The 11,883-nt window shown below is 65.2% G+C and carries 16 protein-coding genes; 8 read left to right on the top strand and 8 right to left on the bottom strand.

Annotated features, from left to right (window positions below):
• A partial coding sequence (locus tag FFS27_RS19295; RefSeq protein ID WP_256659549.1) for a 3-hydroxyacyl-CoA dehydrogenase family protein occupies nucleotides 1-1,384 on the top strand: 1,384 nt, incomplete at its 5' end.
• A 391-nt stretch (nucleotides 1,385-1,775) separates the two neighbouring features.
• On the opposite strand, the gene FFS27_RS19290 is transcribed toward FFS27_RS19295, so the two are convergent.
• Nucleotides 1,776-2,690, bottom strand: a complete 915-nt coding sequence (locus FFS27_RS19290; protein ID WP_003087749.1) for a LysR family transcriptional regulator — start codon at nucleotides 2,688-2,690, stop codon at nucleotides 1,776-1,778.
• A 150-nt stretch (nucleotides 2,691-2,840) separates the two neighbouring features.
• On the opposite strand from FFS27_RS19290, the gene FFS27_RS19285 reads away from it, so the two are divergent.
• Both FFS27_RS19285 and FFS27_RS19280 read left to right on the top strand, forming a co-directional pair.
• The gene (locus tag FFS27_RS19285) at nucleotides 2,841-3,812 is read left to right on the top strand and encodes an aldo/keto reductase (protein ID WP_021264595.1); all 972 of its coding nucleotides are present in this window, start codon (nucleotides 2,841-2,843) and stop codon (nucleotides 3,810-3,812) included.
• A gap of 22 nt (nucleotides 3,813-3,834) precedes the next feature.
• On the top strand, nucleotides 3,835-4,833 hold the full coding sequence (locus tag FFS27_RS19280) for an SMP-30/gluconolactonase/LRE family protein (protein ID WP_021264596.1): 999 nt from the start codon (nucleotides 3,835-3,837) through the stop codon (nucleotides 4,831-4,833).
• Nucleotides 4,834-4,841: 8 nt separating this feature from the next.
• On the opposite strand, the gene FFS27_RS19275 is transcribed toward FFS27_RS19280, so the two are convergent.
• The gene (locus FFS27_RS19275) at nucleotides 4,842-5,213 is read right to left on the bottom strand and encodes a glutaredoxin family protein (protein WP_003087752.1); all 372 of its coding nucleotides are present in this window, start codon (nucleotides 5,211-5,213) and stop codon (nucleotides 4,842-4,844) included.
• 244 nt (nucleotides 5,214-5,457) lie between these two features.
• Here FFS27_RS19275 and FFS27_RS19270 point away from each other — a divergent pair, with 244 nt between their 5' ends.
• A complete protein-coding gene (locus FFS27_RS19270) occupies nucleotides 5,458-6,180 on the top strand; it encodes an amidotransferase (protein WP_003087753.1) in 723 nt (240 codons plus the stop codon).
• 57 nt (nucleotides 6,181-6,237) lie between these two features.
• On the opposite strand, the gene FFS27_RS19265 is transcribed toward FFS27_RS19270, so the two are convergent.
• From FFS27_RS19265 to FFS27_RS19255, 3 genes are all read right to left on the bottom strand, one after another.
• Entirely contained in the window at nucleotides 6,238-6,477 is a 240-nt protein-coding gene (locus FFS27_RS19265; protein ID WP_003087754.1) for a hypothetical protein, read from the bottom strand.
• 27 nt (nucleotides 6,478-6,504) lie between these two features.
• Complete coding sequence (locus tag FFS27_RS19260; RefSeq protein WP_003098091.1) at nucleotides 6,505-6,723, bottom strand: hypothetical protein; 219 nt, start codon at nucleotides 6,721-6,723, stop codon at nucleotides 6,505-6,507.
• Between the two features lie 154 nt (nucleotides 6,724-6,877).
• Nucleotides 6,878-7,366: a hypothetical protein gene (locus tag FFS27_RS19255; protein WP_003087756.1), complete on the bottom strand. Its 489-nt coding sequence runs from the start codon at nucleotides 7,364-7,366 to the stop codon at nucleotides 6,878-6,880.
• Between the two features lie 220 nt (nucleotides 7,367-7,586).
• On the opposite strand from FFS27_RS19255, the gene FFS27_RS19250 reads away from it, so the two are divergent.
• Nucleotides 7,587-8,093 (top strand): macro domain-containing protein, encoded by a 507-nt coding sequence (locus tag FFS27_RS19250; RefSeq protein WP_003087757.1) that lies wholly within the window; start codon nucleotides 7,587-7,589, stop codon nucleotides 8,091-8,093.
• 71 nt (nucleotides 8,094-8,164) lie between these two features.
• Here the strand turns inward: FFS27_RS19250 and FFS27_RS19245 are convergent, their stop codons facing one another.
• Both FFS27_RS19245 and FFS27_RS19240 read right to left on the bottom strand, forming a co-directional pair.
• A complete protein-coding gene (locus FFS27_RS19245) occupies nucleotides 8,165-8,353 on the bottom strand; it encodes a hypothetical protein (RefSeq protein ID WP_003087758.1) in 189 nt (62 codons plus the stop codon).
• Nucleotides 8,354-8,502: 149 nt separating this feature from the next.
• A complete protein-coding gene (locus FFS27_RS19240; RefSeq protein WP_003087759.1) occupies nucleotides 8,503-9,192 on the bottom strand; it encodes a crotonase/enoyl-CoA hydratase family protein in 690 nt (229 codons plus the stop codon).
• Between the two features lie 384 nt (nucleotides 9,193-9,576).
• Between FFS27_RS19240 and FFS27_RS33300 the strand changes: the two genes are divergently transcribed.
• A complete protein-coding gene (locus FFS27_RS33300) occupies nucleotides 9,577-9,861 on the top strand; it encodes a GNAT family N-acetyltransferase (protein WP_003087762.1) in 285 nt (94 codons plus the stop codon).
• 56 nt (nucleotides 9,862-9,917) lie between these two features.
• Here the strand turns inward: FFS27_RS33300 and FFS27_RS19230 are convergent, their stop codons facing one another.
• Nucleotides 9,918-10,994, bottom strand: a complete 1,077-nt coding sequence (locus tag FFS27_RS19230; RefSeq protein WP_003087765.1) for a 3-deoxy-7-phosphoheptulonate synthase — start codon at nucleotides 10,992-10,994, stop codon at nucleotides 9,918-9,920.
• A gap of 317 nt (nucleotides 10,995-11,311) precedes the next feature.
• On the opposite strand from FFS27_RS19230, the gene FFS27_RS19220 reads away from it, so the two are divergent.
• Both FFS27_RS19220 and FFS27_RS19215 read left to right on the top strand, forming a co-directional pair.
• Complete coding sequence (locus FFS27_RS19220; protein WP_003120319.1) at nucleotides 11,312-11,689, top strand: thioredoxin family protein; 378 nt, start codon at nucleotides 11,312-11,314, stop codon at nucleotides 11,687-11,689.
• Nucleotides 11,689-11,883 (top strand): 2-dehydropantoate 2-reductase N-terminal domain-containing protein (locus FFS27_RS19215; protein ID WP_272483170.1); only part of this gene is annotated, 195 nt, incomplete at its 3' end. The genes FFS27_RS19220 and FFS27_RS19215, both read left to right, overlap by 1 nt.

Genomic DNA, 11,883 nt, shown 5'->3' with positions numbered 1-11,883 from the left:
GATCATGTGCGCGGCGGTGGAGGGCGCCCAGGTCGATTTCGACACCGCGCAACTGATCGAGGCGCGCTATTTCACCGAGCTGACCACCGGCCAGGTGGCGAAGAACATGATCGGCACCTTCTGGTTCCAGCTCAACGAGATCAACGCCGGCAAGTCGCGGCCGCAGGGGTATCCGGTGCGGGCGACGAAAAAGGTCGGCGTGCTCGGCGCCGGGATGATGGGCGCGGGCATCGCCTACGTATCGGCGGCGGCCGGCATCGAGGTGGTGCTCAAGGACGTCTCGCTGGAAGCGGCGGAGAAGGGCAAGGCTTATTCGGCCAGGCTGCTGGACAAGAAAGTTGCGCGCGGGCACCTGTCCGCCGAGAAGCGCGACGCCTTCCTCGCGCGGATCGTGCCGAGCGTCAGCGAAGCCGACTTCGAAGGCTGCGACCTGATCATCGAGGCGGTCTTCGAGGACCGCGCGCTGAAAGGCAAGGTCACCGCCGAGGCCGAGAAACATGCCCTGGCCGATGCGGTGGTGGCGTCCAATACCTCGACCCTGCCGATCACCGGTCTGGCCCAGGCGGTGGCGCGGCCGGAGAAGTTCATCGGCCTGCACTTCTTCAGCCCGGTGGACAAGATGCCGCTGGTGGAGATCATCCGTGGCGAAAAGACCAGCGACGAAACCCTGGCACGCGGTTTCGACTACGTGCTGCAGATCAAGAAAACGCCGATCGTGGTCAACGACAGCCGCGGCTTCTTCACCTCGCGGGTATTCGGCACCTTCACCAACGAAGGCATCGCCATGCTCGGCGAAGGCGTGAGCGCCGCGATGATCGACAACCAGGCGCGCCAGGCCGGTATGCCGGTGGGGCCGCTGGCGATTTCCGACGAAGTCTCGCTGAGCCTGATGACCCACATCCGCAACCAGACCGCCCGCGACCTCGAGGCCGAGGGCAAGGCTCTGCCGACGCACCCCGCGTTCGCCGTGATCGACCTGATGGTCAATGAGTACAAGCGCCCGGGCAAGGCGGCCGGCGCCGGCTTCTACGACTACCCGGCGAACGGCAGGAAACATCTCTGGGCGGAACTCAAGAGCCGCTTCGAGAAGCCCGATGCGCAAATATCCGCCGAGGACGTACGCGACCGCCTGCTGTTCATCCAGGCCATCGAGACCGTGCGTTGCGTGGAGGAGGGGGTATTGCACTCCACCGCCGACGCGAACATCGGCTCGATCTTCGGTATCGGTTTCGCCGCCTGGAGCGGGGGCGCCTTGCAGTTCATCAACCAGTACGGCCTGAAGGACTTCATCGCCCGCGCCCAATACCTGGTCGAACAGTACGGCGAGCGCTTCGAGCCGCCGGCGCTGTTGCTGGAGAAGGCGGCGAAGGGCGAGCTGTTCTGAGTCCTGGCGTCGCACGGAGAGCCGACCTTCGGGCCGGCTTTCTCGTGGTCGCGTACCGCGGCGGATGACGCCACCCCGGTATCCCCTGGTTCTTGCCAGCCAGGCCGCCACGGGTAGGGCGAATAGCGCCATGGGCGCTATCCGCCGATATGCCGAGGTTTGGCGGATAACCGCGATGCGGTTATGCGCCCTACGCCGCGCGTCGGTACAGGCCCTTGCCTCCAGCCGCCATTGGTAGGGCGAATAGCGCCACAGGCGCTATCCGCCGATATGCCGAGATTCGGCGGATAACCGCGATGCGGTTATGCGCCCTACGCCCTACGCCGTGCGTCGGTACGGGCCAGCCTCCATGCTTGCCTCCAGGCTGCCACGGGCGCTTCCGCCGATGTGCCTACGCGGGACCTGGGTGTTCCTCGCCGGGGTAGCGCAGCAGGTCGATCACGGCGCTCAACGCCGCCGGGTGGTTGCGGCGGTTTGGATAATAGAGATGGAAACCGGGAAAGGGGGCGCACCAATCCGCCAGGACCCGTTCCAGGCGGCCGGCGGCGAGGTGCTCGGCGACTTCCTCCTCGATGGCGAAGGCAATCCCGACATCGGCCAGCGCCGCCTGTAGCATCAGGCGCGGGTCGTCGAGGACCAGCGGTCCGCTCACGGCCACCGAAAGCGCTTTCGTGCCCTTGCTGAATTGCCATTTGTACAGCTCTCCGGAAGACACCTTGCGCCAGCCGATGCAACGGTGGCCGAGCAGTTCCTCCGGGCTACCCGGCCTGCCTTGCCGTCGGAAGTAGGCCGGGGTCGCGACGATGGCCAAGCGCAGGTCCGGGCCGACCCGCACGGCGCGCATGCCGTGCTGGAGGTCTTCGCCGAGGCGGATGCCGGCGTCGAAACCGGCTTCGACGATATTGGCGAAACCTTCGTCCGCCACCACTTCCAGGGTGATGCCGGGATAGTCGCGGGCCAGTTCGCCGAAACGTGGTGCGAGGACGAGACCGATGGCGTTTCGCGGTGCGTTGATTCGTACCAGGCCGTGAGGCGTTTCGCGAAAGCGGTTAAGGCTGTCCAGCGCGGCGGCGATGTCTTCGAACGCCGGGTCCAGGTGCGCCAGCAGGTGCTCACCGGCCTCGGTCGGCGAGACGTTGCGAGTGGTGCGGTTGAGCAGGCGGATGCCGAGCTGGGTTTCCAGTTCGCGCAGGGTGTGGCTGAGCGTCGGCGGGGTTACGCCGAGGGTGGCGGCGGCGCGGCGGAAACTGCGTTCGCGAGCGATGGCGACGAAGGCGGCGAGACCGGCGAGATCGGGCTTCTTCATTGGATTATTAAAATAACTCGATCAATGAAAGAAATTTTTCCAGGATAGTTAGCTATTCGGCAGCAATATAGCATCGTCGGGAAACCTGGCTCATGAACAGGCTGGGCCGGGGAAACCGCTCTTTTCAGAGCCTTCCGACGAGGTCGTACGATGCAGCATGTCCGTCTTGGCAACAGCGGCCTGAAAGTCTCCCGACTCTGCCTGGGGTGCATGACCTATGGCGATCCGGCGTGGCGTCCGTGGGTGCTGGACGAGGAACGGGCGCGTCCGTTCATTCGCGAGGCGCTGGAAGCCGGGATCGACTTCTTCGACAGTGCCGATATCTATTCCACCGGCGAGAGCGAGCGGATCCTCGGGCGCGCGCTCAGGGACTTCGCGCAGCGCGAGGACCTGGTAATCGCCACCAAGGCGTTCTTTCCCATGAGCGACAGGCCCAACGCCTGCGGCTTGTCGCGCAAGCACCTGCTTGCCAGCGTGGATGCCTCGCTGCGGCGGTTGGGTACGGACTACCTGGATCTCTTCGTGATCCATCGCTTCGATCCGGACACCCCGATCGAGGAAACCTGCGAAACCCTCGACAGCCTGGTGCGTGTCGGCAAGGTCAGTTACCTCGGCGCCTCGTCGATGCCGGCCTGGCGCTTCATGAAGATGCTCGCCTTCCAGCGCCACCACGGCCTGGCGCAATTCATCTCGATGCAGAGCCAGTACAACCTGATCGTTCGCGAGGACGAGGAGGACCTCGTGCCGCTGTGCCGGGAAGAGGGGATCGCGTTGACGCCCTGGTCGCCGCTGGCGCGTGGGCTGCTGGCCGGAGCGCGAAGCGCCGGCACGCTGCGGACCCGGACGGACGAACAGGCCCCGCGCTGGTACGGCGGCAGGGAGGAGGTCGAGTCGACCCTCGGCGCGTTGGAGAAAATCGCCGCAGCCCGCGGGCTTCCACCGGCGCAACTCGCCCTGGCCTGGCTGCTTGGCCGGAACGGTGTCGCGGCGCCGATCGTCGGCCTGTCCAGGCCGCATCACCTCAAGGATGCCCTCGCGGCGCTGACGCTGGACCTCGCCGAAGAGGAGTGCGCCACGCTGGAGGCGCCGCTCACGGCGCGCGCCCGGACCCCGCGCTGGTAGGGCGCACATCGACGGAGAAAGCATGATGAGACGACAGGCTTCCGTGTTGCTGCTGGTATCCATGGTATCGGCGACCGTCTTGCCGGTTTTCGCCCGTGCGCCTGGCGAGCGCGAGCCGTCCTGCGCCGCGACGAGCATCGTCCTGCCAGCGGGGGCCCGGTATCCCAACGGCATCGCCCATGCCGCCGATGGAACGCTGTACGTCGGCCTGGTCACCAGCGGGCGCATCCTGCGCAAGCCTCCCGGGGGCGAGTGGGAAACCTTCTTCGCCGGCAGCCCGGCGATCTTCGCTGCCACCGCGCTGCGGCTGGACGAGTCGCGTGGCCTGCTCTGGGGCAATTCGCCGGACTTCCTACCCGCTGGCCGGCGCCGGCCGCATGGGGTGTTCGCCCTGGATCTCGCGAACGGTGCCGTGCGCCGATATCTGACCCTGCCCGGCGACGGGATGGGCAACGATCTCGCGGTGGCGCCGGACGGAACGGTCTACCTGAGCGAAACCCGGGATGGCAGCCTGATGCGGCTGCGGCCCGGGGAACCGGCGTTCCAGGTGTTGCTGCGCGACAGCCGCCTGGCCGGCCCCGGCGGGCTGGGCGCGGCGGGCATCGTCCGGGTGGACGACGACACCCTGCTGGTCGGCAACTTCGGTAGCGGGGCGATCCATGTCGTCGAAGGGGTCGCCACGCGTCCGCGGCTGCGCGAGATGGAGCTGCCCCGAACGCTGGAGAATCCGGATGGCATGGCGCTGGCTCCGGACGGCTCACTGATCGTGCTGGAGAACGCCATCCGCAGCGGCGCCGGCAAGGTGCTGCGGATCGCCGAGCCCCTCGCTCCAGGGCGGCGCGGCATCGAAGTGATACGCGAGGGCCTGGAGTCGCCGGTCAACCTGACCGTCACCGGACAGGGTTGCGCCTATGTCAGCGAGTCACGCATTCGCCATCGCCTGTTGCCGGGGCGCGAGGGCGAGCTGCCGGCGCATTTCCTGATCCATCGGCTGCCCCTGGATTCGGCCGGGGGCCGTTGATCGGCCGCTCAGGCGTTGGCGAAACGGCCTTCCAGATAGGCGATGATCTCGCTGGATTCGTACATCCAGCGCACCTGGCCGTTTTCCTCGATGCGCAGGCACGGCACCTTGACCTTGCCGCCGCCTTCCAGCAAAGCCTGGCGGGCCTGCGGATCGTTCATGGCGTCCTTGAGTTGCATCGGCAGGTTCAGCCGGTGCATGGCGCGGCGTGTCTTCACGCAGAACGGACAGGCGCGGAACTGGTAGAGCGACAGGTTCCGCAGCGCCCGCTCGACCTCGGCCTGGGCCTCGGCGCTGCGCTGCAGCTTGCGGGGGCGGCTGACGAAGTCGGCGAGGATAATCGCCTGACCCAGTCCGTTACGTACTGCCTTGAGCAACATGGCGTGTGCCTCGCGGGAAAACCGCCAGTTTACGTGGCGGTTCCGGGCATGGGGAGTCCTTCCGTCTCCTGTGCAGATTTCTTTACGGCTGGGCGTCTCGGGAATCTTTCTGCCGGATGCTTGTTTTTTGGCGAATCGTCCGGATATTCCTTTCGAGGCCAGGGCGACGGTTCCCTTGCCCGCGCTCCTGTGTTAATTAAATCAAACGAAAACGACAATAACCCCACTTCTTCAGAGAGTCTTTATGTCGCTCCGCATCTGTATCCTGGAAACCGATATCCTTCGTCCCGAGCTGATCGAGCGCTACGAAGGCTACGGCCGGATGTTCCAGCAACTGTTCGCCAAGCAACCGATCGCCGCCGAATTCGTCATCTACAACGTGGTGGAGGGGCGCTATCCGGCGGACGACGAGCGCTTCGACGCCTACCTGGTGACCGGCAGCAAGGCCGACTCCTTCGGTCCCGACCCGTGGATCCAGACCCTGAAGACCTTCCTCCTGGACCGCTACGAGCGCGGCGACAAGCTCCTCGGCGTGTGTTTCGGCCACCAGTTGCTGGCCCTGCTGCTCGGTGGCAAGGCCGAGCGCGCCAGCCAGGGCTGGGGCATGGGCATCCACCAGTACCAGTTGAACGAACGGGCCGACTGGATGAGCCCGGCGCTGCCGGACCTGACCCTGTTGATCAGCCACCAGGACCAGGTCACCCGGCTGCCGGAAAACGCGCGGGTGATCGCTTCCAGCGACTTCTGTCCCTATGCCGCCTACGCCATCGGCGACCAGGTGCTGTGCTTCCAGGGGCATCCCGAGTTCGTCCACGACTATTCCCGCGAACTGCTCGAACTGCGCCAGCAGCACCTGGGCGAGGAACTCTATCGCAAGGGGGTCGATAGCCTGGCGAGGGATCACCAGGGCACCGTCGTCGCCGAATGGATGATGCGTTTCGTCGCGCGCCAGCCGACCGGCGCCTGAGCCGGCCCCGCGCCATGCGAGCGCCGCCAGCCTCCCGGGGTTGGCGGCGTTTTCGTTTCAGGCCGGGCAGTCGAGGATGAAGCGCTCCGGGATCCAGCGCTGCGGGCGTGCCGGCGGGGTGCCGCTCTGCAGCTTCAGCGCCAGGTTGGCCGCCAGCGCGCGGACCATCGCCTGGTTGCATTCGATGGTGCGCGCCAGTGCGCCTGCCGAGCCTTGGGCGAGGCCGAGTAGCGAGTAGCCATTGGTCAATATCGCCAGGGCGGCGACGATCCAGAATTTCCGTGTTTGCCTTCTCATGCTGTTTCCCGGGAAAGAAGCCGGCGTTCAACCGGCGCGTCGACTGTTCAACCCCGAGAGCAGGCCTGGCAGGGCCTGGCCGATCTGGTTGGAGAAGGTCGTGGCGGTGTCGTTGTCCGGTGTGGCGTTCCTGGCGCTTTCGGCGCCGGCGACGAGGCTCAGCACGACCAGCATGAGGATGGCGTACAGACCCAGGGTGGCCAGGGCGGTGTTGCGGGCGTAATGGCGTGGGCTGCGACGTTTCATGGCGGCTTCCGTGATCGATACCTCGGATGGGCATAGGATCGCGGAGAAGAATTCGATTGGATAACGAATTGTCGCGCTATTAACTATCGACAGAAATGATGCTTTGGCCGAACGACCGGTACGGGTTGCGGGGCCCGGGTTCGGGCCCGATGGATCAGGACGAAGTCGGCGCGAGCAGGCGATCGACCACCTGCCGGGCTCGCTCGAAGGAGGGGTAGCCGCTGCGCGCGACCGGCAGCTCGGCGTAGGCCTGGCGATAGGTCTCGGCCTTGGGAATATCAGCGCGCGGCAACAGGAAGGGCTCGGCGTAGATCTTGTAGAGCATCGCGTTGGCCAGCGGGTAGCGTCGCTCGGCGGAACGTTCGAGGAGGCGGGTGATGCGCTCGCAATCGCTGGCCTGGCCGTCGCGGCGAGCGATCAGCACGGCCTGGTAGAAGTCCGCCTCGCCGCTGCGGTCGTCGCGCGCCGCGCGCTCCAGCAGGGCCTGGGCCAGCGGCAGGCGATCGCGGTCGTTGGCGACGATGATCAGTTTCGCCTGCAGCATGTCGTTCTCGTACAGCAGTTTTTCCCTGTCGCTGTCCTGGCGGCAGGTGGCGCAGCTTGCCAACAGCGGGATCAGGCAAAGTGCAATCCATTTCGGCATGGCGGTTGTTTCCTTGTCATGGATGAGACGGCACGAGGCTGGAATCCAATGGAGAGGCGAGGCGCCTCCAAGGTTCCCTCGCATGCAGTCTAGTCGGCCCGTAGCGGATGGGACCGGCCGTTCTTGATACGCATCAACTGGCGCCGGCGGGCAAGGCGTACGGTGAAAGATGCAGGGCGGCGCACGAAGCGCCTGTCCCGAAGCCAAGAAGGAAACGCTCATGATTCGTGAAGTTGAAGGTGACATTCTGCTTTCCGGGGCCCAGGTGATCGCCCACGGCATCGCGCCCCAGGACCATTTCGACAGCGGCCTGGCCCTCGCCTTGCGCGAACGCTGGCCGTCGATGGTTCGCGACTACCGGCATGCCGCCCATGCCAGGGCGCCCGAGCCGGGCGGCATCTGGGTCTGGGCCGGGGTCGACGAGCAGGGCAAGACCCAGTGCATCGTCAACCTGATCACCCAGGGCATGCTGCACAGCGGTCGTAGCGCCAAGCCGGGCAAGGCGAGCCTGGAGGATGTCGGCCATGCCCTGCGCGAGCTGGCCCGCTATGTGCGCAGCGAAGGGGTGAGCAGCCTGGCTCTGCCCTGCGTGGCGACGGGAGTGGGCGGGCTGGACTGGTCCGAGGTCAAGCCGCTGGTGGTTCGCCACCTGGGCGACCTGGAGATCCCGGTGATTCTCTACGAGGTCTATCGCAAGGGCGTGGCGGCCGAGGAAAAGCTGGCCTGAACGAAAAGCCCGGCGTGAGCCGGGCTTTTCAGGGTTGCGGGGAAAAGAAAAACGTTCCTGGCAGGCGGCGTTCAACCCTGCGCATCGGTGTCGCTCGCGGTTGGCGCCGTGGCCTGTTGCTGCTGGGCCTGCTCGATGGCGTGCTGGTTCAGTTGGACCATGCGGTTTTCCATCAGGCTGGATTCGTCGGCGAAGCTGGCTTGCACTGCGAGGGTGGTAGCCATGCCGAGGAGAATGGCGGCGAAGACATTGCGTTTCATGATGACCTCCGGTTTTCCTTGGGAATGTCATCAGGATAATTCGTAATAATTTTTTAAAAATAGCAGTTCTGGAGAGTTACCTTTGCGTAATAAGTAATTATTGGGCGCAAAAAAGCCCGGTATCAACCGGGCTTTCGCTGGAGCGGGCCTTAGCCCAGGTGCTTCTTGTCCAGCTCGATCGCCTGGTCGAGGGTTTCCAGCAGTGCCTTGCGCACCTTGAGCTTGGTATTGCGGTGCGCGGTCATGTTGAGTTTCTTCAACTGCTGGGCCGCCGCACGCGCGCTTTCCTGCAACTGGTCGGCGCTGACCAGGGTGTCGAGGAAGCCGGCATCCACCGCAGCGGCCGGACTGAACATCTCGGCATTGATGACCGAGCGGGTGAACGCCGACTTGCGCAGGCGATCGCGGGCCAGTTCGATGCCGACATGGTGCATGGTCATGCCGATGGCGACTTCGTTCAGGCCGATCTGGAACGGCCCGTCGACGCCGATCCGGTAGTCGGCCGAGAGCAGCAGGAAGGCGCCCTTGGCTACCGCGTGCCCGGGGCAGGCGACGATCACCGGGTAGGGATGGGAGAGCAGGCGGCGAGCCAGGGTCGAGCCGGCAGCGACCAGGTTGACGGCATTCTCCGGGCCGGAGGTCATGACCTTCAGGTCGTAGCCACCGGAGAGGATGCCCGGCTGGCCGGTGACGATGACCACGGCCTTGTCCTGCAAGGCCTGGTCGAGAGCCTGGTTGAAGGCGTCGATCACCGCCGGGGAGATGGCGTTCACCTTGCCGTTGTTGAGGGTCAGGGTGGCGATGCCGTCTTCGAACTGGTAGCTGATCAACTCGCTCATGGCAGGATTCCTTTTGGTGGAGTGGCGCAGACCTTACTGATGGCCGCCGTCGGCGTAAAGCGCTTTGGCTGACCCGCGGGTCATGCGCGATTGCGCTTGCGCGGCCTCCCGGCCAGGGCTCCAGCGACGCCTGCGCGTTCCTGCCAGAAGAAACGGTTGAGTCTGACCGGGGAAGACAGCAATATGGGCCCTATCGTTAGTCCGGCCTTGCATGCGGTGCAGGCCAGCCGTTTCGAGGATGTCCGCCAGGCGCGATCCGCCCCCGGGACGAGAACGGACGAAGGTCTCCGGCGGTCCGCTGGAGGCCGGTACGCGGGGGCTTCCTCGCGAGGAACCTATCAATCAGGCGCGGGTCGGGTTACGAACCCGTTGAGGAGATCCAAAGTGAGCGAGTCCCTGTCCATCCATCATGACGTGGGCGGCCATCAATTCGAGACGACGGTGGATGGCCATCGTGCCTATCTGGCCTATATGGACCTGGGCAAGCAGACGCTGGATATCTACCGGACCTTCGTACCGGATTCGCTGCGTGGTCGCGGTATCGCCGCTGCGTTGACCGAGCACGCCCTGCAGTACGCCGACCGCATGGGCTACAGCGTGATCCCGTCCTGCTCCTACGTGGAGCGTTACATCGAGCGTCGCCAGCGTCAGGCCGATCCGGCCGCCTGAGCAGGCGCGCAATGAAAACGCCGGGCATCAGCCCGGCGTTTTCGTTTCCGCCTCGCTCAGCCGCGCTGGCGTTTCGGCAGCACGTCCTTGAGCTTGGCGTGCATGCTGCGGATGCTCTTCTCGGTGGTCGCCCAGTCGATGCAGGCGTCGGTGATGGAGACGCCGTACTGAAGTTGGTCGAGATCCTTCGGAATCGGCTGGCTGCCCCAGCCCAGGTGGCTTTCCACCATCAGGCCGACGATCGAGTTGTTGCCTTCGACGATCTGGTTGCTGACGTTGTCCATCACCAGCGGTTGCAGGGCCGGGTCCTTGTTGGAGTTGGCGTGGCTGCAGTCGACCATGATGTTCAGCGGGATTTTCGCCTTGTTCAGGTCCTGCTCGCAGAGCGCGACGCTGACCGAATCGTAGTTCGGCTTGCCGTTGCCGCCGCGCAACACCACGTGACCGTAGCGGTTGCCCTTGGTGGTCACGATGGATACGCCGCCCTGCTGGTTGATGCCGAGGAAGCGATGCGGGCTGGAGACCGACTGCAGGGCATTGATCGCCACGGTCAGGCTGCCATCGGTGCCGTTCTTGAAGCCGACCGCGGAAGACAGGCCGGAGGCCATCTCGCGGTGGGTCTGCGATTCGGTGGTACGGGCGCCGATCGCCGACCAACTGATCAGGTCCTGCAGGTACTGCGGGGAAATCGGGTCGAGCGCTTCGGTGGCGGTGGGCAAGCCTTTCTCGGCGAGGTCGCGGAGCAGTTGGCGACCGATGTGCAGGCCATCCTGGATCTTGAACGAGTCGTCCAGGTACGGATCGTTGATCAGGCCTTTCCAGCCCACCGTGGTACGCGGCTTCTCGAAGTACACGCGCATCACCAGGAACAGCGTATCTGCCACTTCGGCCGCGAGCGCCTTGAGGCGGTCGGCGTATTCGTGGGCGGCCTTGATGTCGTGGATGGAGCAGGGGCCGATCACCACGAACAGACGGTGGTCCTTGCCATCCAGAATGTCGCGCACCACCTGGCGACCATGGGCCACGGTCTGCAGCGCCTTGTCGGTCAGGGGAATTTCACGCTTGAGCTGCTCCGGCGTGATCAGGGTCTCGTTGGAGGCAACGTTAAGGTCGTCGATCTGTAAATCAGCCATCGTGGTACTCAATCAGGTCACGGGCGCCGGCCGCCGGGAGGCCCCCTGCGAAAGGGCGCAGGCATGAAGTTCGCAAACGGGGAGACGAACCTTAACGTGTCGGGCCGGGCCTAGACAATGGGCGGGACGCGGTTCGCCGGTGTTTTCCCCGCTCTGCGCACGTTTTCTTCGTTGCTCCGGGCCAAGGCTGCCAGCGGAGTTGCAGGCGAGGCCGCCGCGGACGATATTGTGCAGGTGCTGCGGAGGGGCGCGCCTTGCGCGTATCCGCTGGCCGAGGAGGGCGCCAGCGCTATCGCAGGAGCCGAAGCACACGGATGATGGTCGGGCCCCATTTCTTCCTTTCTATCGAGGTCAGCAGCGTGCCGTCCCTGGAACTCACCGATCTGGACGCCGACCGGCAGTTGCTTGCCCTGGAAGGGGTTTCGCTGTTGGTATTCACCAGCGAAGGCTGCGCGTCGTGCCGCTGGGCCCGGCGCCATCTCCCCGCGATGGACCTGCCCATCGAGCGCCTGTGCTGGGTGGACGCCGGCCGCAATGGCGGCCTGGTGGAACGCTACGGCGTCTTTCACCTGCCGGCCCTGTTCATGGTCCGCGACGGCCGCTTCCATGGCGCACTGAACGTTCCGCTGCACCAGGAAGCCTTGCGGGGTGCGGTGCTGGCGGGGTCGACCGCTTTACCTGAGGAGTTGCCCTGATGGATTCAAAGCAGCAACGGATCGGCGTCATCGGTACGGGAGCCATCGGCGGCTTCTATGGATTGATGCTGGCGCATGCCGGTCACGACGTGCATTTTCTCCTGCGCAGCGAGTTCGAGGCGGTCAATCGCGCCGGACTCAGCCTGAATAGTGCGGTGCATGGCTTCCGGCGCCTGGCGCCGGAAGCCATGCAC

Source organism: Pseudomonas sp. 2VD (assembly GCF_005503585.1).
In the GTDB taxonomy this organism is placed as follows: domain Bacteria; phylum Pseudomonadota; class Gammaproteobacteria; order Pseudomonadales; family Pseudomonadaceae; genus Pseudomonas; species Pseudomonas aeruginosa.
Note: the sequence above shows the minus strand (reverse complement) of the source record. Positions and strands in the feature narration are given on the sequence as shown.

Coding starts and splice junctions, on each gene's coding strand:
- FFS27_RS19220 (WP_003120319.1), top strand. CDS start 11,312: ATGGTCGGGCCCCATTTCTTCCTTTCTATCGAGGTCAGCAGCGTGCCG.
- FFS27_RS19240 (WP_003087759.1), bottom strand. CDS start 9,192: ATGAGCGAGTTGATCAGCTACCAGTTCGAAGACGGCATCGCCACCCTG.
- FFS27_RS19245 (WP_003087758.1), bottom strand. CDS start 8,353: ATGAAACGCAATGTCTTCGCCGCCATTCTCCTCGGCATGGCTACCACC.
- FFS27_RS19285 (WP_021264595.1), top strand. CDS start 2,841: ATGCAGCATGTCCGTCTTGGCAACAGCGGCCTGAAAGTCTCCCGACTC.
- FFS27_RS19270 (WP_003087753.1), top strand. CDS start 5,458: ATGTCGCTCCGCATCTGTATCCTGGAAACCGATATCCTTCGTCCCGAG.
- FFS27_RS19260 (WP_003098091.1), bottom strand. CDS start 6,723: ATGAAACGTCGCAGCCCACGCCATTACGCCCGCAACACCGCCCTGGCC.
- FFS27_RS19230 (WP_003087765.1), bottom strand. CDS start 10,994: ATGGCTGATTTACAGATCGACGACCTTAACGTTGCCTCCAACGAGACC.
- FFS27_RS19250 (WP_003087757.1), top strand. CDS start 7,587: ATGATTCGTGAAGTTGAAGGTGACATTCTGCTTTCCGGGGCCCAGGTG.
- FFS27_RS19265 (WP_003087754.1), bottom strand. CDS start 6,477: ATGAGAAGGCAAACACGGAAATTCTGGATCGTCGCCGCCCTGGCGATA.
- FFS27_RS19290 (WP_003087749.1), bottom strand. CDS start 2,690: ATGAAGAAGCCCGATCTCGCCGGTCTCGCCGCCTTCGTCGCCATCGCT.
- FFS27_RS19275 (WP_003087752.1), bottom strand. CDS start 5,213: ATGTTGCTCAAGGCAGTACGTAACGGACTGGGTCAGGCGATTATCCTC.
- FFS27_RS19280 (WP_021264596.1), top strand. CDS start 3,835: ATGATGAGACGACAGGCTTCCGTGTTGCTGCTGGTATCCATGGTATCG.
- FFS27_RS19255 (WP_003087756.1), bottom strand. CDS start 7,366: ATGCCGAAATGGATTGCACTTTGCCTGATCCCGCTGTTGGCAAGCTGC.